Source organism: Streptomyces sp. NBC_01341, from assembly GCF_035946055.1.
GTDB lineage: Bacteria > Actinomycetota > Actinomycetes > Streptomycetales > Streptomycetaceae > Streptomyces.
In genome coordinates, this window is sequence record NZ_CP108364.1 from 4,766,362 (window position 1) to 4,782,227 (window position 15,866).

At 70.5% G+C, this 15,866-nt stretch carries 11 protein-coding genes, 1 tRNA gene and 3 pseudogenes; 4 read left to right on the forward strand and 11 right to left on the reverse strand.

The genetic code is table 11. The features are described from left to right. The first annotated feature begins 154 nt into the window (after positions 1–154). The 3 genes from OG206_RS21065 (at position 155) to OG206_RS21075 (ending at position 3,085) form a co-directional block, all read left to right on the forward strand. Positions 155–1,201: a LacI family DNA-binding transcriptional regulator gene (locus tag OG206_RS21065; RefSeq protein WP_327118349.1), complete on the forward strand. Its 1,047-nt coding sequence runs from the start codon at positions 155–157 to the stop codon at positions 1,199–1,201. 283 nt (positions 1,202–1,484) lie between these two features. After that, positions 1,485–1,892: a YciI family protein gene (locus OG206_RS21070; protein ID WP_327118351.1), complete on the forward strand. Its 408-nt coding sequence runs from the start codon at positions 1,485–1,487 to the stop codon at positions 1,890–1,892. Between the two features lie 8 nt (positions 1,893–1,900). Further along, positions 1,901–3,085, forward strand: a complete 1,185-nt coding sequence (locus OG206_RS21075; protein WP_327122349.1) for an RNA polymerase sigma factor — start codon at positions 1,901–1,903, stop codon at positions 3,083–3,085. A gap of 158 nt (positions 3,086–3,243) precedes the next feature. On the opposite strand, the gene OG206_RS21080 is transcribed toward OG206_RS21075, so the two are convergent. The 4 genes from OG206_RS21080 to OG206_RS21095 all read right to left on the reverse strand — a co-directional run bounded on the left by OG206_RS21080 (position 3,244) and on the right by OG206_RS21095 (position 8,292). Continuing rightward, positions 3,244–5,856 carry a carboxypeptidase regulatory-like domain-containing protein gene (locus OG206_RS21080; RefSeq protein WP_327118353.1) on the reverse strand — a complete coding sequence of 871 codons (2,613 nt, stop codon included), beginning with the start codon at positions 5,854–5,856 and terminating at the stop codon, positions 3,244–3,246. 389 nt (positions 5,857–6,245) lie between these two features. Beyond that, a tRNA-His gene (locus tag OG206_RS21085) sits at positions 6,246–6,318 on the reverse strand. Positions 6,319–6,441: 123 nt separating this feature from the next. Next, positions 6,442–7,050 carry an oligoribonuclease gene (gene orn, locus OG206_RS21090; RefSeq protein WP_327118355.1) on the reverse strand — a complete coding sequence of 203 codons (609 nt, stop codon included), beginning with the start codon at positions 7,048–7,050 and terminating at the stop codon, positions 6,442–6,444. 9 nt (positions 7,051–7,059) lie between these two features. Next, a complete protein-coding gene (locus OG206_RS21095; RefSeq protein WP_327118357.1) occupies positions 7,060–8,292 on the reverse strand; it encodes a helix-turn-helix domain-containing protein in 1,233 nt (410 codons plus the stop codon). A gap of 824 nt (positions 8,293–9,116) precedes the next feature. Here OG206_RS21095 and OG206_RS21100 point away from each other — a divergent pair. Further along, a complete protein-coding gene (locus tag OG206_RS21100; RefSeq protein ID WP_327118359.1) occupies positions 9,117–9,638 on the forward strand; it encodes a universal stress protein in 522 nt (173 codons plus the stop codon). A 108-nt stretch (positions 9,639–9,746) separates the two neighbouring features. On the opposite strand, the gene glmS is transcribed toward OG206_RS21100, so the two are convergent. From glmS to OG206_RS21135, 7 genes and pseudogenes are all read right to left on the reverse strand, one after another. After that, complete coding sequence (glmS, locus tag OG206_RS21105; RefSeq protein WP_327118361.1) at positions 9,747–11,576, reverse strand: glutamine--fructose-6-phosphate transaminase (isomerizing); 1,830 nt, start codon at positions 11,574–11,576, stop codon at positions 9,747–9,749. 56 nt (positions 11,577–11,632) lie between these two features. Next, positions 11,633–11,908 carry a hypothetical protein gene (locus tag OG206_RS21110; RefSeq protein ID WP_327118363.1) on the reverse strand — a complete coding sequence of 92 codons (276 nt, stop codon included), beginning with the start codon at positions 11,906–11,908 and terminating at the stop codon, positions 11,633–11,635. Between the two features lie 104 nt (positions 11,909–12,012). Continuing rightward, a pseudogene (locus OG206_RS21115) lies at positions 12,013–12,599 on the reverse strand (IucA/IucC family protein); the annotation flags it as partial. Next, a pseudogene (locus OG206_RS21120) lies at positions 12,596–12,925 on the reverse strand (GNAT family N-acetyltransferase); the annotation flags it as partial. The pseudogenes OG206_RS21120 and OG206_RS21115, both read right to left, overlap by 4 nt. Further along, positions 12,912–13,419: pseudogene (locus tag OG206_RS21125) on the reverse strand (SidA/IucD/PvdA family monooxygenase); the annotation flags it as partial. The pseudogenes OG206_RS21120 and OG206_RS21125, both read right to left, overlap by 14 nt. A gap of 85 nt (positions 13,420–13,504) precedes the next feature. Further along, positions 13,505–14,533 carry an ABC transporter substrate-binding protein gene (locus OG206_RS21130; protein ID WP_327118365.1) on the reverse strand — a complete coding sequence of 343 codons (1,029 nt, stop codon included), beginning with the start codon at positions 14,531–14,533 and terminating at the stop codon, positions 13,505–13,507. A 163-nt stretch (positions 14,534–14,696) separates the two neighbouring features. Then, positions 14,697–15,863: an acyl-CoA dehydrogenase family protein gene (locus tag OG206_RS21135; RefSeq protein ID WP_327118367.1), complete on the reverse strand. Its 1,167-nt coding sequence runs from the start codon at positions 15,861–15,863 to the stop codon at positions 14,697–14,699. Positions 15,864–15,866: the final 3 nt, after the last annotated feature.

The window sequence follows — 15,866 nt, forward strand, 5'->3', positions numbered from 1 at the left end:
GCCCACCGCACCGGACCCGTAGGCTTGGGAGCGCTCCCAAAAGTTGTGGCACCCCGGAGGGACCGCTCGGTCCGGACGAGTGTCAAGGGATCGGACAGCGGGACTTGGATTGACCAGGGCGCTGTGAGAAATTGACCGCGAACGGGAGGCAGCCATGGCGGCAGCGCGAGTACGGAGTGGCGGGCGGCCCACGCTCGAAGAGGTAGCGGCCAGGGCCGGAGTGGGGCGGGGCACGGCCTCGCGCGTCATCAACGGCTCGCCGCGGGTCAGCGCGCAGACCCGGGAGGCCGTCGAGGCCGCCGTCGCCGAACTGGGGTACGTCCCCAACCGTGCGGCACGCGCCCTCGCGGGCAACCGGACCGACGCCATCGCCCTCGTGGTGCCCGAGTCCGAGACACGGTTCTTCGCCGAGCCGTACTTCTCCGACATCGTGCGCGGTGTCGGCGCAGCCCTCGCCGACACCGAGATGCAACTGCTGCTGACCCTCGCGGGCAACGACCGCGAGCGCCGACGGCTGGCGCAGTACCTCACCGCGCACCGCGTCGACGGTGTGCTCCTGGTCTCCGTGCACGCCGACGACCCGTTGCCCGATCTCCTCGAACAGCTCGGCATGCCCTCGGTGATCAGCGGCCGCAGACACGCGGCGGAGACGCTGCCCTCCGTCGACTCCGACAACTTCGAGGGGGCCCGCGCGGCCGTCGACCACTTCATATCGCGAGGCCGCCGTTCCATCGCCACGATCACCGGGCGGCTCGACGTGTACGGCGCGCAGCGCCGCCTCGACGGCTACCGCAAGGCCGTCGCCGCCGCGGGCCTCGACCCCGACGAGCGGCTGATCGCCCCCGCCGACTTCAGCGAGGAGGGCGGCGCCCGCGCCATGCGCGAACTGCTCGAACGCCGTCCCGATGTCGACGCGGTCTTCGCCGCCTCCGACGTGATGGCGGCGGGCGCCCGTCAGGTCCTGCGTGAGTCCGGCCGCCGCATCCCGGACGACGTGGCGCTGATCGGCTTCGACGACTCCGCGGTGGCCCGCCACATGGACCCGCCGCTGACGAGCGTCCGCCAGCCGATCGAGGAGATGGGCCGCACGATGGCCCGCGTCCTGCTCCAGGAGATCGCGAACCGCACGGAGGGCGACGGCACCCGGGAGCGCCCGCGGATCGTGCTGCCCACGGAACTGGTGGTGCGGGAGTCGTCCTGAGGGGTGGCGGGCGGCAGATCCTGCACCGAGAGAGGCTGTGGACATCGCCGCACGGCGCGGATACGAGGCCCTCATCACCCTGCCTGACCGCCGGCACCGGGGGCGTCCGATGGGTGGACGGCCCTGCCGCGTCGGGGGATTGCACGGCAGGGCCGCTACGTCGGATGCGCGGCTCACGCGGTCTTCGGGGGAGGACCGCGCGGGCGATGTCGAGAACCCGTGACCCGCTCCGTCCCCGTAGTGAGAGCGGCCGGAATGGGTCGCACCAGCGAGGAGAGACACCATGGCCAAGTACCTGCTGCTGAAGCACTACCGCGGCGCCCCGGCTCCTGCCAACGACGTACCGATGGACCGGTGGACGCCGGAGGAGATCTCGGCGCACATGCAGTACATGCACGACTTCGCAGCCCGGCTCGAGAAGACCGGTGAATTCGTCGACGGCCAGGCGCTCGCTCCCGAGGGAGCGTGGGTCCGTTACGACGGTGAGGGGCGCCCACCCGTCACCGACGGCCCGTTCGCCGAGACCAAGGACCTCATCGCCGGCTGGATGGTGATCGACGTCGACGGCTACGAGCGCGCCGTCGAGCTCGCCGGTGAACTGTCCGCCGCCCCCGGGGCGGGCGGGAAGCCGATCCACGAGTGGCTCGAGGTGCGCCCTTTCCTGACCGCGCCGCCCACCATCACGGAGTGACCTCACCGATGGACGAGGCCCTTCTCCGCAGCCTCACACCGAGTGTGCTCGCCGTCCTCGTCCGCCGCGGAGCCGACTTCGCGGCGGCCGAGGACGCCGTGCAGGACGCACTGGTCGAGGCGGTCCGCGTCTGGCCGTCCGACATGCCACGGGAACCGAAGGGCTGGCTGGTCACCGTGGCCTGGCGGCGGTTCCTCGACGCGACACGGGCGGACGCCGCCCGCCGCCGGCGTGAGGGCCTCGTCGAGGAGGAGCCGGCCCCCGGGCCTTCACCGGCGGTGGACGACACACTCCAGCTCTACTTCCTGTGCGCCCACCCGTCGCTGACACCGTCGTCCGCGGTCGCGCTCACGCTGCGCGCCGTGGGCGGACTCACCACCCGCCAGATCGCCCGGGCCTACCTGGTGCCCGAGGCGACCATGGCGCAGCGCATCAGCCGCGCCAAGCGCACGCTGGCCGGCAACGGGGTCACCCGCGCCCCGGGGAAGACGGAAGCCGGACGAAGGTTCGACCGGCCCGGCGACGTCGCCACCGTGCTGCGCGTCCTCTACCTGGTCTTCAACGAGGGCTACTCCGGCGATGTCGACCTGGCCGCCGAGGCCATCAGGCTCACCCGGCAGGTCGCGGCGCTGGTCGACCATCCCGAGGCGGCGGGGCTGCTCGCCCTCATGCTGCTCCACCACGCCCGGCGCCCCGCCCGGACCGCGTCCGACGGCAGCCTGGTCCCGCTCGCCGAACAGGACCGCGGCCGGTGGGACACCGAGGCGATCACCGAGGGCGTCGCGATCCTCCAGGCGGCCCTCGCCCGCGACCGGCTGGGCGAGTTCCAGGCCCAGGCGGCCATCGCGGCCCTCCACGCCGACGCGCCCACCGCCGAGGAGACCGACTGGGTCCAGATCGTCGAGTGGTACGACGAACTGGCGGGGCTCACGGACAACCCCGTCGTCCGCCTCAACCGCGCGGTGGCCGTCGGAGAGGCCGACGGACCGCGCGCCGGCCTGGCGGCACTCGCGGCGCTGGACCCGTCACTGCCCCGCCACGCCGCCGTGGCGGCGTACCTCCACGAGCGCGACGGCGACCCGGTGGCAGCGGCACGGCTGTACGCCGAGGCCGCACACAAGGCGCCGGACCTCGCCGAGCGCGACCACCTGACCCGCCAGGCCGCCCGGCTCAACGCCCGCCGGCCCCGCTGACCGGCCGCGTCCGGACGACGAGGTCCGAGTGTCATCGGCCGGACAGCCGCACGGAAACATGGACGGGCCCGGAGTCGTTTCGCGACTCCGGGCCCGTCCATGGTGTCGAACACCGGGCGCGGGCGGCGCCTGGACGCCGGCGGCGGGAAGGCTGTGGATCAGCCGGACGTGAGGCGGAAGTCCTGACGGACCGCGTCGTCCTTCCGCACCGTGGTCCTGCTCTCGGCGTCGGTGTGGCCCGGGGCGCCCGCCCGCAGCGTGACCTTGCTGCCGCCCTTGCCCGGGCTCGCGACGAACAGCGTGTAGAAGCCGTCGCCGATCGCCGGATCCTCCGGCGTCGGGGTGGTGACCGCGACGGCTGCCGGGTACCGCGGATCCGCGACGGTGGCACCCGTCAGTCCTGTGCCTGTGCCACGTTCACGGACCGTGCCGACGGCCAGAGCACCCGAAACCGGGGCGAGGTCCCGGGTACCGACGTACACGTCGTCGACGGACCAGAAGTATCCCCAGTCGGCGACGAAGTGGAAGCGCAGCTGCACCGCTTTCTCTCCCGCGTAGGGCCGCAGGCTCACGTGCACCGTGCGTCGCTCGGCGGGGCCGTGGCCGGAGGGGGAGGAGGCCCACGCCGTCTCCCAGGTCGCGCCGCCGTCGGTGGTGGCTTCCACGCTCATCTTCTGGTTGGACGGGTTGTACAGGTACGCCGTCTTGAACTCCAGCTCGGCGGACCGGCCGCCGGACAGGTCGTACACCGGACTGGTGAGCTGGGTGTCCTGGTGCGGGCCGAACGGCCCGTTGTCGCTCTCGACGATGGCGAAGGAGCCGGTACCGCCGGTCATGTTGCCGCGTCCGAACGGATCGTCGAACTGCCAACCGTTGTCGGTGCCGTGGGCATTGGCCACGGTCCAGCCCTGCGGCGCCGAGGACGTGGAGTCGAAGGTCTCGGTCGTACCGTCACGTTCGAGCCGGTAACCGACCGCCTCGGCGGTGTCCGGGTCTGCCGTCAGGGCGAAGTTCCCGGTGACCGCGTGCTTCCCGACCGGCACCTTCCGCTCGGCGGGCTCGTAGCCGGGCAGGTCGGCGGCGACGTTCAGAGAGTAGGTCGCCCCCTCGGGCAGGGAGAGCTCGTAACGGCCGGTGGCGGGGTCGGTCCACACGGGGGCTTCGGGGGAACCGTCCACGGCGATCTTCGCGTAGAGCGGCCAGCCGTGGCCCGAGCCGTCCTCGACCGTGCCTCGGACCTTCTGGCGCTTGATCACGTTCAGCCGGAAGTCCCGCGTGTACGTCTGGCCGTCCGCGACGGAGAGGGCCGCAGGTGCCGAGGTGGTGTAGCCGAAGGAACGTGCCGTCAGGCCGTCGATCGTGCCCGCGGGAAGGTCGAGCTTGTACGCGCCCTTGTCGTCGGTGACGGCGACGTCCAGGCCCGAGCCGACGGTGGCGCGGGCGACCGGCTTGCCGGTCGCGGAGTCCTTGACGGTTCCGGAGAGTGTGCCGTGCGGTCCGCTGCGGAAGGCGGCCAGGCCCGCGGGCGTGCCGAGACCGGTCGGGCCGTCGTAGCCCGGGCCGGCGGTGCAGAGGTAGTCGGTGTCGCAGGGACCGTTGGTGCCGGAGGTGACGTCGTTGAGCCCGGCGCCGTCGGCTGCGTAGGGGTAGGCGGCGGGGTGGGTGCCGGGGCGGGGGCTACCCGCGAGGGCGTAGACCGAGGCGATCAGCGGGGCGGAGACGCTCGTGCCGCCGTACCGCTGCCAGCCGATGCCGTCATTGCCGTACGTGTGGTAGACGGCAACGTTGTCGGCGACGGCGGAGACGTCCGCGACGGTGCGGCCCGAGCAGCCGGTGTCCTTCTGGTATTCGGGCTTGGCCTGGTACTGCGCGCAGCCGGACCCGGGCCCGTAGTTTCCTCGCGTCCAGACCGATTCCGTCCAGCCACGGGCGGTGTCCGGGGCGGGGCTCAGGTTCGTGCCGCCGACCGCCGTCACGAAGGGCAGCGTCGAGGGGAACTGGAGTCCGTACCGGTAGTCGCCGCTTGCCGCCACCACGGCGACGCCGGGGTGGTCGTAGTGGGTGCCGTAGGTGGCCAGGTCGGACTCGAGGTCACCTGTCCTGCCGTAGGAGTTCGAGACGAACTTGGCGCCGAGGGCGACCGCCCTGTCGACGCCGGCGGCGAGGTTCTCCAGACCGGCGTTGTCCGTCTCGATCAGCAGGATGTGCGCGCCCGGGGCCGCCGCGGAGACCATGTCGAGGTCGAGGGCGATCTCGCCCGCCCACGAGTTGTCCGTCTGCGGGTAGTCGGTGCCTCCGCGCTGGTCGACCTTCTTGAAGCAGCCGTTCGCGGTCGTGCAGGGCGGCAGGCCGTACTGCGCACGGTAGACGGCCAGGTCGGCCTCCGCGTTGGGGTTGTCGTACGCGTCGACGATGGCGATCGTCTGACCCGCTCCCCCGTCGGCGGGCAGGCTGTACGCGCTCTGGATGTCCTTCGGGCCCAGTCCGGGAGGAGTCGTCGCGGCGCTGAGCCTCAGCAGCGGCGTCTGGTCGGCCGCCCGGAGGGCGAGGCAGGCCGCCTCTCCCTCACCCGGGGAACCGCACAGTGGTTCCAGGGAGGCGGCGGCGTGGGTGACGGGAGCCGGCGCCGAGTGGGCCGGGGCAGCCGGCGCTACGGCCAGTGCGCTCGGCTGGGCGCCCAGTAGGGCCAGGGCCGCGGCGCCAAGGGTGGCGGCGCCGCGGCCGAGTATGCGGAAGGCCGGATGGGTGCTTCTCGCGGAGGATGTGGACACAGTTCACCGATTCGTACCAGGGACCCGCCAACGGGTCCGATCGCAGCTGGGTGGGACCCGCCGGTGATCAATTACGTGTCCACTCAAGTTTCTTGTCAATGCATCTGGCGTTGCGGGTGTGTTTCGCCGGGCAGGAATGAACGCAACCCTTCCGGAACGGACTTTCCGGGCCGATGGGGGCGGTGTGAGACCCTGCCGCGCCTCCCTGGAGCCGGCCGACCTGGAAACGAAACGCGCCGTTCCGACCTTGCGGACCCGCTTCCTGGTCGTCGCCACGGGATCACAGGTCAGATCGAAAATCCGGCGGCGTTCGGCCGTGGTTCGGCCGGCCCGGAACACGAAGAAGCCCCTGACCTGCGTTTCCGCAGATCAGGGGCTTCCCCTGAGAGGGTGAGTAACGGGACTTGAACCCGCGACATCCTGGACCACAACCAGGTGCTCTGCCAGCTGAGCTATACCCACCATGTCGCCCGGTCCACTTCCTGACCGGCCGAGAAAAAGTGTACAGGGTCCGGGAGGGTGCTCGCGCCCGAGTTCCACGGGCGTGGTGCACGGGCTCCCGAGCGCCCGTGACCAGCGGGTCTCCTACTGCTGTCCGGCGGGCGGGGTGTGGCGTGCCGCGAGCTCCTTGGCACGGGCCGAGTCCGGGCCTGGCTGCGGGACGAACACCGCGTCCCGGTAGTAGCGCAGCTCCGTGATCGAGTCGCGGATGTCCGCCAGCGCCCGGTGGTTCCCGTTCTTGTCCGGACTGTTGAAATACGCCCTCGGGTACCAGCGGCGCGCCAGCTCCTTGACCGAGGACACATCGACGATGCGGTAGTGGAGGTAACCCTCCAGCGACGGCATGTCCCGCGCCAGGAAACCGCGGTCGGTACCGACCGAGTTCCCGCACAGCGGGGCCTTGCCGGGCTCCTTCACGTGCTCGCTGATGTACGCCAGCACCCGCTCCTCGGCGTCGGCCAGGGTCGTGCCCCCGGCCAGCTCGTCGAGGAGGCCCGAGGCGGTGTGCATCTGCCGCACCACCTCGGGCATGGTCTCCAGGGCCGCGTCCGGCGGACGGATCACGATGTCCACCCCGTCGCCGAGCACGTTCAGTTCCGAGTCGGTGACCAGTGCGGCCACCTCGATGAGTGCGTCATCCGTCAACGAGAGCCCGGTCATCTCGCAGTCGATCCACACCATGCGATCGTTCATGAGCCCACCCTACGGGGCGCTGCGCTGCCCCGGCAGGGCCGGGCGGCCCGGAACGTACGCCTCGGGGCCCGCTGCGAAGCGCTCCACGGCGCCCCCCGGACCCGTGGACGCGGTGACGGGGGACGGGCCGGGGGAGGCCGCGGCAGCGGCTCGCCGGCTCGATGCCGCGCCCTGGACGGGCACGGACGTCTCGATCGCCGCGGTGACGCTCTCCAGCACCCCGCCCTGCGGACGGCGGGCCCGGTAGGCGGCCCTGTACGCGGCGGGGGAGGAGCCCAGCTGGCGGCGGAAGTGACCGCGCAGCGCGACGGGCGAGCGGAAGCCGCAGCGTCCGGCGACCTCGTCGACCGAGTAGTCGGAGGTCTCCAGGAGCCGTTGCGCCTGCAGCACGCGCTGGGTGATGAGCCACTGGAGCGGTGCGCTGCCCGTGAGCGAACGGAACCTGCGGTCGAAGGTCCGCCTGCTCATGTAGGCACGCGCGGCCAGCGTCTCCACGTCGAACTGCTCGTGGAGATGCTCCAGCGCCCAGGCCACGACCTCGGCGAGCGGGTCGGAGCCGATCTCTTCGGGTAAAGATCTGTCCAGGTAGCGCTCCTGGCCGCCACTGCGCCGCGGTGGCACGACGAGCCGGCGCGCCAGCGCCCCGGCGGCCTCGGTGCCGTGGTCGGTGCGGACTATGTGGAGGCACAGGTCGATTCCGGCCGCGGTCCCGGCCGAGGTGAGCACGTCGCCGTCGTCGACGAACAGCTCACGCGGATCGACGTGCACCGACGGATAGCGCTTGGCCAGCGTCGGCGCGTACATCCAGTGCGTGGTGGCCGGCCGGCCGTCCAGCAGGCCGGCCGCGGCGAGGACGAAGGCCCCCGTGCACAGTCCGACGATGCGGGCCCCCTCCTCGTGGGCGCGGCGCAGCGCGTCCAGAGCCTCGGCGGGCGGCGGGGAGGTGATGGACCGCCAGGCGGGCACCACGACGGTGCCGGCCCTGCTGATCGCCTCCAGGCCGTACGGCGTGCTGAGTTCGAGCCCGCCGGTGGTGCGCAGCGGTCCTTCCTCGCCCCCGCAGACCAGCAGGCGGTAGCGCGGAACGCCCGCGTCCTGCCGGTCGATTCCGAAGACTGAGAGCGGAATGGAGCTCTCGAAGATCGGGCCGCCGCTGAACAGCAGTACGGCTACCACTTCCCGGCGTCGCCGCCCGGAAAGTTTCCGTGCCGCCTCCGTCGCGGTGGCGGAGTCCTGGCTCATGACGCTAAGCCCCCCTCGGTGTTCGCGTCTTCCTGGTCCCTACGGGCCTGTCGCTCCTGCACGTTTCCCCTCGGTCTTGCACGCGTCCCCAGCCTTCGACTCAAGATCGAATCTACTGCGTCCCGTGGTGCCGACGTGACACGTTCCCCCACCGGCACTATGTCGACAAGGCAACTTGGCGCGAAGCGTTCGATCACGAAGCGTTTCACCCACGGAGCCCCCTGGGAAGTGCGCATCGCGATCATGGCCCGTCCCCATAGGGTCAAAGCGTACCGCGCGGTCTATTCCTGCCTGCTGGCACGTGGGTTGGGCAGCCATGACACCAAGGAAATGGGGTTCAGGTGAAGTTGGCTGAAAACCGACGGTCGCGTGCGCGTATTCCAGTCATGCGACCGGCGCACGCCCCTCGGCCGCATGAGCCTCCGTGCGCCTCAGGTGCCCCTGTGGGCTGTCCGGGCGCCGAGGGTCAACGGTGCGCAGCCAGGCGATGGCTGGGTGTGACGACCCCTGTGGACGGGTCGGGTGGCGCATTCGGCCGCCTTGCACGAATCCGCGCGGGAGCCGGCGCGAAGCCGGGCCGAGAGATGTCAGCTGTCGGCGTGAGCTGCATGTAGAACACAACCGGCATTGCCATACCGGGGCCGTGTCCGGCATGCTCCCTCCATTGCCGCACGCGGCTTCGCGAGGACTGGGCAGCGGAGGAGTGGCGCCGTACCCTTGGGGGTAGGGGGTTGGGAAGATGTTTCCCGGACACAGCTTCGACGCTCGCAGACCCACCTCCGAACCGCTCTCTCCTCACGAGGACTCTCTTCGCCGAGACACCGATGGCCGGTCACGAAATCCCTGAACCCGCAGACCGCAAGCAGGTAGCCGACCCAGGGTCGGAGCCCCAGACGGTCGGAGAGTCGCGCCCTTCCTGCGATCCCGCCTTCCGGCATGGCGTCGTGGTCGGTTTCGACGGCTCCACGTCCAGCGAGCGCGCCCTCGCCTACGCCATCGGCATGGCGCACCGGCACAGCTCGGGACTGATCATCGTCCACGTCGCGAACAGGCTTCCCACCACGGTCTGGGCGGGCTGTGAGCCGCCCGTCTTCGTGGACGTGCCCGACCACCGCACCGAGGTCCTCGGGCTGGAGCTGGCCTGCGCCGACTACCTCGCCGAGGTGCCCTGGGTCCTCGTCGAGCGCGGCGGGGACATCTGCCACGAGCTGGAGGAGGTCGGCCGGGAGTACTCGGCCGACGCGATCGTCGTCGGTTCGACGCACGGCATCGTGGGCCGCATCTTCGGATCCGTGGCGGGCCGTCTCGCGCGCCGGGCCCAGCGCCCGGTCATCGTCATCCCCTGAGCCGTCGTCGCGCCCTGAGTCTCATCGTCATACCGGTCATCGGAAAGGCTCCTGACGGTCCGTCAGGAGCCTTTCCGATGCCTTCCCGGAGCGGGCGGGCGGTGTCCGCTACTCGACGGTGACCGACTTCGCCAGGTTGCGCGGCTTGTCGATGTCACGGCCCATGGCCAGAGCCGTGTGGTAGGCGAGGAGCTGCAGCGGGATGCCCATCAGGATCGGGTCCAGCTCGTTCTCGTTCTTCGGGACGACGATCGTGTGGTCGGCCTTCTCCTGCTCGCGGTGGGCGACGGCGAGGATGCGTCCGCTGCGGGCCTTGATCTCCTCAAGCGCCGCGCGGTTCTTCTCCAGCAGGTCGTCGTCCGGGACGATCGCCACGGTGGGGAGCGCCGGCTCGATGAGCGCGAGCGGGCCGTGCTTCAGCTCGGAGGCCGGGTACGCCTCGGCGTGGATGTAGGAGATCTCCTTGAGCTTCAGGGATGCCTCCAGCGCGACGGGGTAGCCCCGGACGCGGCCGATGAACATCATCGACTGCGCGCCCGCGTACTCCTCGGCCAGCTTCTTGATCTCGTCCTCCGACTCGAGGATCTGGCCGATCTGCTCCGGCAGCCTGCGCAGGCCCTCGATGATCCGCTTGCCGTCGGACACCGACAGGTCGCGGATACGGCCCAGGTGCAGCGCGAGGAGCGCGAAGGCGACGACGGTGTTGGTGAAGCACTTGGTGGAGACGACGCAGACCTCGGGGCCGGCGTGGACGTACATGCCGCCGTCCGCCTCGCGGGCGATCGCCGAGCCGACGACGTTCACCACGCCCAGGACGCGTGCGCCCTTGCGCTTGAGCTCCTGCACGGCCGCCAGGACGTCGTAGGTCTCACCGGACTGGGAGACCGCGACGTACAGGGTGTCGGGGTCCACCACGGGGTTGCGGTAGCGGAACTCCGACGCGGGCTCGGCGTCGGCGGGGATGCGGGCCAGCTCCTCGATGAGGCCGGCGCCGATCAGGCCCGCGTGGTACGAGGTGCCGCAGCCCAGGATCTTGATCCGGCGGACACCGCGGGCCTCGCGGGCGTCCAGGTTCAGCCCGCCCAGGTGCACCGTGGAGAAGCGGTCGTCGATGCGTCCGCGCAGCACGCGGTCCACGGCGTCGGCCTGCTCGGAGATCTCCTTGTGCATGTACGTGTCGTGGCCGCCCATGTCGTACGACTCGGCCTCCCACTCCACCGTGGTCGGCGTGGCCGTCGTGGTCGAGCCCTCGGTGGTGTACGTGCGGAAGTCGTCGGCCTTGAGGGTGGCCATCTCGCCGTCGTCCAGGGTGACGATCTGGCGGGTGTGCGCGACCAGGGCCGCGACGTCGGAGGCGACGAACATCTCCTTCTCGCCGATGCCGAGCACGACCGGGGAGCCGTTGCGGGCGACGACGATGCGGTCGTTGAAGTCGGCGTGCAGGACGGCGATGCCGTACGTGCCCTCGACGGACTTCAGCGCCTCGCGGACCTTCTCCTCCAGGGTGAGCGCCTGAGAGCGGGAGATCAGGTGGACCAGCACCTCGGTGTCGGTCTCGGAGAGGAAGACGATCCCGTCGGCGACGAGCTTCGCGCGGAGCTCGGAGGCGTTGTCGATGATGCCGTTGTGGACGACGGCGACCTTGTTCTCCGCGTCCAGGTGCGGGTGTGCGTTCTCGTCGCTCGGGGCTCCGTGGGTGGCCCAGCGGGTGTGGGCGATGCCTGTGGTGCCGGCGAAGCGCTTGGGGACCCGAGCCTCCAGCTCGCGGACCCGGCCCTTGGCCTTGACCGTCTTCAGGGTGCCGGCCTTGCCCGCGGCGGCCTTGCCCGTGATGACGATGCCCGCGGAGTCGTAGCCCCGGTACTCCAGCCGCTGCAGGCCTTCCAGCAGCAGCGGTGCCACGTCACGCTTCCCGATGTAACCGACGATTCCGCACATGGGTTCCTGCCCTCCATCGACGTACAGAGTTCCGTGCCCGGCCGCGCGCGTCCCGTTCAGCCGTAGACGATGCGCCGCAGCTGGCGGAGCGAGAGTTCCTGCGGTGCCACCGCGCGGTGCGGCAGCTCGGCCGCGATCCGCTCGAAGATCTCCGGGTTGACCAGGCCGCCCGACTGCAGTTCGCGGTGGCGGCGCCGGACGAAGGCCTCGGTCGTCTCGTCGAAGTACGCCAGCACGTCGAGGATCACCCTGGCCGCCTCGCCGCGCTGGAGCGCGGTGGAGCGTACGAGGTGGTCGATGAGGTCGTCATGCGTGGGGCGGCGTTCGAGCACTCGTCGATATTGCGTGGATCGGGCTCGCTATGCAAGAAATCTGCCCGATATCGGGCAGGAATCTCATGCGGCGTGGCTCGTTTGGTAGAAATGTCGCTCAGGTCCGGGACCAGCAGGTAGTCGTCGAGGTCGAGCCCGAGGCCCGTCATCCGCGCGGCGAACCGGCCGGGGGTCTCCTCGCCCAGCTCGTCGGCGATCAGGCCGGGGTAGTCGAGGCCGGTGCCCGCGGTGAACGTGGCGTGATCACGCCGGGCGGCCGGCCGGACGAGTGTGGTTCCGGCCGCCGCCTCGGGGGCATACGCACGATATTCGTCCACCCCGAAACCGAGCCGCCCGTTGTTGGCGACAAAACAGGGGTGCCCTTCGGTCATGCCCGTTTCGATGGCCTGGAAACGGCCACGGCGAGCTGTGCCGACGTGGTCGGTTCCTTGGTCAGCTTGTACGCGGTTCCGGCCAGTGTGGAGGAGATCTCCTCCAGGTACACGGGCAGGATCTCCGCCGACAGGCCCAGTGTGGAGCGCAGTTCGACGAAGAAGCCCAGCGCGGCTCGGGAGTCAGCAGCCGCTCGTGGGAGAACTCGGCCAGGGCTTTCCGGATCAGCAGCCCGGCAGGCGGCGGCCCAGCGCTCCGGGGTGAGGTGGGCGACGGCCTCGGAGGCGGACGCGGTGGCGGGGGAGGGGTGCGGGGTCATCGGCGGGCTCCGGTGGTCGCGGCGGCGAACTGTTCGCGGGTGCAGACGCTGAGCAGTGCGTCCTTCCACGGCTTGGCGATCTCGCCGATCACCTCGAAGCCGACGGCCTCGTTCAGCGCGTGCACGGCGGTGTTGGTGACGTCCGGTTCGACGACCACCCTGCGCACCGCGGGATCCGCGAAGAGCGTCTCCATGACGGTGCGGATCACGGCGAGGGTGTAGCCGTGCACCGGGGTCTCGGGCGGAGCCACCGGGAAGTGCGTCCCGACGTCGCCGGGCTCCGCCTCGTACAGCCCCCGGAGCTCGGCCTCGGTGGGGTCGTAGCGGAGTACCGGTGCCCAGGACAAGGTGACGGGCACCGAAGGCGCTGTCCGCCGTGCGGACGGTGTAGAGGCCGTCGCCCTCCTCATGGTTAACCGACTGAACGGTTTGGTTGAACCTGATACTGCTCAGCCGGGCGGCGGCCCACCGGCAGTAGTCCGTACTCGGTGCGCAGCGGGTAGAAGTTCTCCCGGATGTGGAACGAGTAGAGCCTGCCGCGCTCCTTCAGGTCCTGCAGGAAGGAGTACGGAGACGTCGGGTCGGCCATCGTCGCCAGGTCCGACATGAACGGCGTCCGGAGGTGGGCGCCTTCGAGGAACATCCCCGAGTGCCACTCGAAGTCCGGCTTGGACTCCACGAACACCCCGTGCAGTTCACCGACCGGCTCGGTGAGGCACGCGAGTCCGAGGTTGAACGGACCGAGCCCGATCCCGATGAGGAGCGCCTGCAGGTTGGACTGCGTGCCACCGCTGGTGAAGACGCCGTCCGCCCGCGCCATTCCTTCCCGCGCGGGCCCCGACGTACGACGGCCCGGCCCGGAGTGGATCCGGGCCGGGCCGTCGTGTCAGGTGCCGGGCGAGGGGTCAGCCGACCTTCTCGGCCTTCTCGATCGCCTCGGCGAGGGCGTCGAGGATCGGGGTGCACTTGTCGTACGAGTAGACGGGCTCCGTCGTGCGCGGAATGACCTGCCCGGCCTTTACGGCGGGCAGCTGGGCCCAGGTCGGCCTGGAGGTCAGGGCGTCGGGCTGGAGGGCCGAGGAGCGGTTGTCCATCATGATGATGTCCGCGTCGTACTTGTCGACGTTCTCCCAGCTCAGCTCCTCGAAGAAGCCGGCCTTGTCGACCTTCGGCTCGACGAACCTCACGCCGAGCTCCTGGAAGTACAGGGTGTCGGCGGACGTCTTGGCGAGCGAGACGTAGAAGAGGTCCTGGCTGGCCGAGCCGACCAGCACCCTGATGTTCGGCTGGGACTTCGCGGCGGCGCGCAGCCGGGCGGCCGCCTTCTCGAAGGCCGCCTTCGCGTCGGTGACCTTCTTGGCCTTCACGTCGGCGCCGAGGGACGCCGCGAGGTCCTCGTGACGCTGGATCGCCTTGGGGACCGTGGTCTGCGCGGCCCACAGGGCGACGCTCGGGGCCAGCTTGAGGATCTTGTCCTTGGACTCGTCCGGCACGTACCAGAGGGCGTCCTTCTCCCACATGGCGGTGACCAGGAGCTCCGGCGCGAGGCCCGCGTACTTCTCGACGTTGAACTCCCCCCAGACGTTGCCCAGTACCTCGACCTTGCTGATGTCGAGGTCACCGGCCTGCACGTCGGGCTTGCCGTCGGCGGTCTTCGTCGGGCCGAAGACACCCTTCACCTCGATGCCGTAGTCGTGGAGCGCCGCGGCGACGCCGATGAACGCGACTATGTTCTTCGGCGTCGACTTCGCCTCGGCGCTCTGGCCCCGGTCGTCCCTGAAGGACCAGGGGCCGGATTTCTCCGCGCCCGAACCCGAGCCGGAGCCCTTCGTGTCACTGTCCCCGCAGGCTGCGAGAGCGGCACCGAGGCCTACGGCGCCTCCGGCGGCCAGCAGGCCGCGGCGGGAGAGTGGGCTGGTCCGGAGGTTGGGCATGAGTGAGTCTGCTTTCGTACGCGCCGAGGGCGACCGCTGACGATTCGAGGGAAGGTTAGCCTAACCTCACACGCCGGACGTGGTCGGGGCAAGGGAAAAGCCGCCCTCCCGTCGTCCGGGAGAGCGGCTCGAGGTCGTCGGCGGACCCGTCGGAGCCCGACGGTCAGGCGCCCATGCCCAGTTCCCGGGCGATCAGCATCCGCTGGACCTCGCTCGTCCCCTCTCCGATCTCCAGGATCTTGGAGTCGCGCCACATCCGGGCCACCGGGTACTCGTTCATGAAGCCGTAGCCGCCGTGGATCTGCGTCGCCTCGCGGGCGTTGTCCACCGCGACGGTCGAGGAGTACAGCTTCGCGATCGCCGCCTCCTTCTTGAACGGCTCGCCCGCCAGCAGCCGCGAGGCCGCGTCCCGCCAGCCGATCCGGGCCATGTGCGCCCGCATCTCCATGTCGGCGATCTTGAACTGGATGGCCTGGTTGGCGCCGATCGGCTTCCCGAAGGCGTGCCGCTCCTTCGCGTACTTCACCGACTCGTCCACACAGCCCTGGGCCAGGCCCGTCGACAGCGCCGAGATGGCGATACGGCCCTCGTCCAGGATCCGCAGGAACTGGGCGTACCCGCGGCCCTCTTCGCCCAGCAGGTTCGCCGCCGGCACGCGCACGTCGGAGAACGACAGCTCACGCGTGTCCGAGGCGTTCCACCCGACCTTGGAGTACGGGGCGGCGACCGTGAAACCGGGGGTGCCGGACGGCACGATGATCGAGGAGATGAGCGGGGCGCCGTTCTCCTTGCGGCCGGTGACCGCCGTCACCGTCACCAGTTCGGTGATGTCCGTACCGGAGTTGGTGATGAAGCACTTGGAACCGTTGATGACCCACTCGCCGGCCGCCTCGTCCAGCACGGCGGTGGTGCGCGTGCCACCCGCGTCCGAGCCGCCGTCCGGCTCCGTCAGCCCGAACGCGCCGAGCGCCTCGCCCGCGCAGAGCCTCGGCAGCCACCGCTGCTTCTGCTCCTCGGTGCCGAAGCGGTAGACGGGCATGGCGCCCAGCGACACCCCCGCCTCCAGCGTGATGGCCACGGAGGAGTCGACGCGGGCCAGCTCCTCCAGGGCGATCCCGAGGGCGAGGTAGTCGCCGCCCATGCCGCCGTACTCCTCCGGGAACGGCAGGCCGAAGAGGCCCATGCGGCCCATCTCGCGCACGATCTCGTACGGGAACTCGTGGCGCTCGTAGAAGTCGCCGATCTTCGGGGCGATCACATCGTGCGCGAACTCCTCGACGGTACGGCGGAGTTCCTCGTGCTCGGCGGTCAGCCGGTGGTCAAGGGACATGGG

Bases quoted from the DNA above. Each gene is read 5' to 3' on its own strand.
- OG206_RS21065 (WP_327118349.1), top strand. From the start codon at position 155: ATGGCGGCAGCGCGAGTACGGAGTGGCGGGCGGCCCACGCTCGAAGAG.
- OG206_RS21075 (WP_327122349.1), top strand. From the start codon at position 1,901: ATGGACGAGGCCCTTCTCCGCAGCCTCACACCGAGTGTGCTCGCCGTC.
- OG206_RS21100 (WP_327118359.1), top strand. From the start codon at position 9,117: ATGGCCGGTCACGAAATCCCTGAACCCGCAGACCGCAAGCAGGTAGCC.
- glmS (WP_327118361.1), bottom strand. From the start codon at position 11,576: ATGTGCGGAATCGTCGGTTACATCGGGAAGCGTGACGTGGCACCGCTG.
- orn (WP_327118355.1), bottom strand. From the start codon at position 7,050: ATGAACGATCGCATGGTGTGGATCGACTGCGAGATGACCGGGCTCTCG.
- OG206_RS21130 (WP_327118365.1), bottom strand. From the start codon at position 14,533: ATGCCCAACCTCCGGACCAGCCCACTCTCCCGCCGCGGCCTGCTGGCC.
- OG206_RS21070 (WP_327118351.1), top strand. From the start codon at position 1,485: ATGGCCAAGTACCTGCTGCTGAAGCACTACCGCGGCGCCCCGGCTCCT.
- OG206_RS21135 (WP_327118367.1), bottom strand. From the start codon at position 15,863: ATGTCCCTTGACCACCGGCTGACCGCCGAGCACGAGGAACTCCGCCGT.
- OG206_RS21095 (WP_327118357.1), bottom strand. From the start codon at position 8,292: ATGAGCCAGGACTCCGCCACCGCGACGGAGGCGGCACGGAAACTTTCC.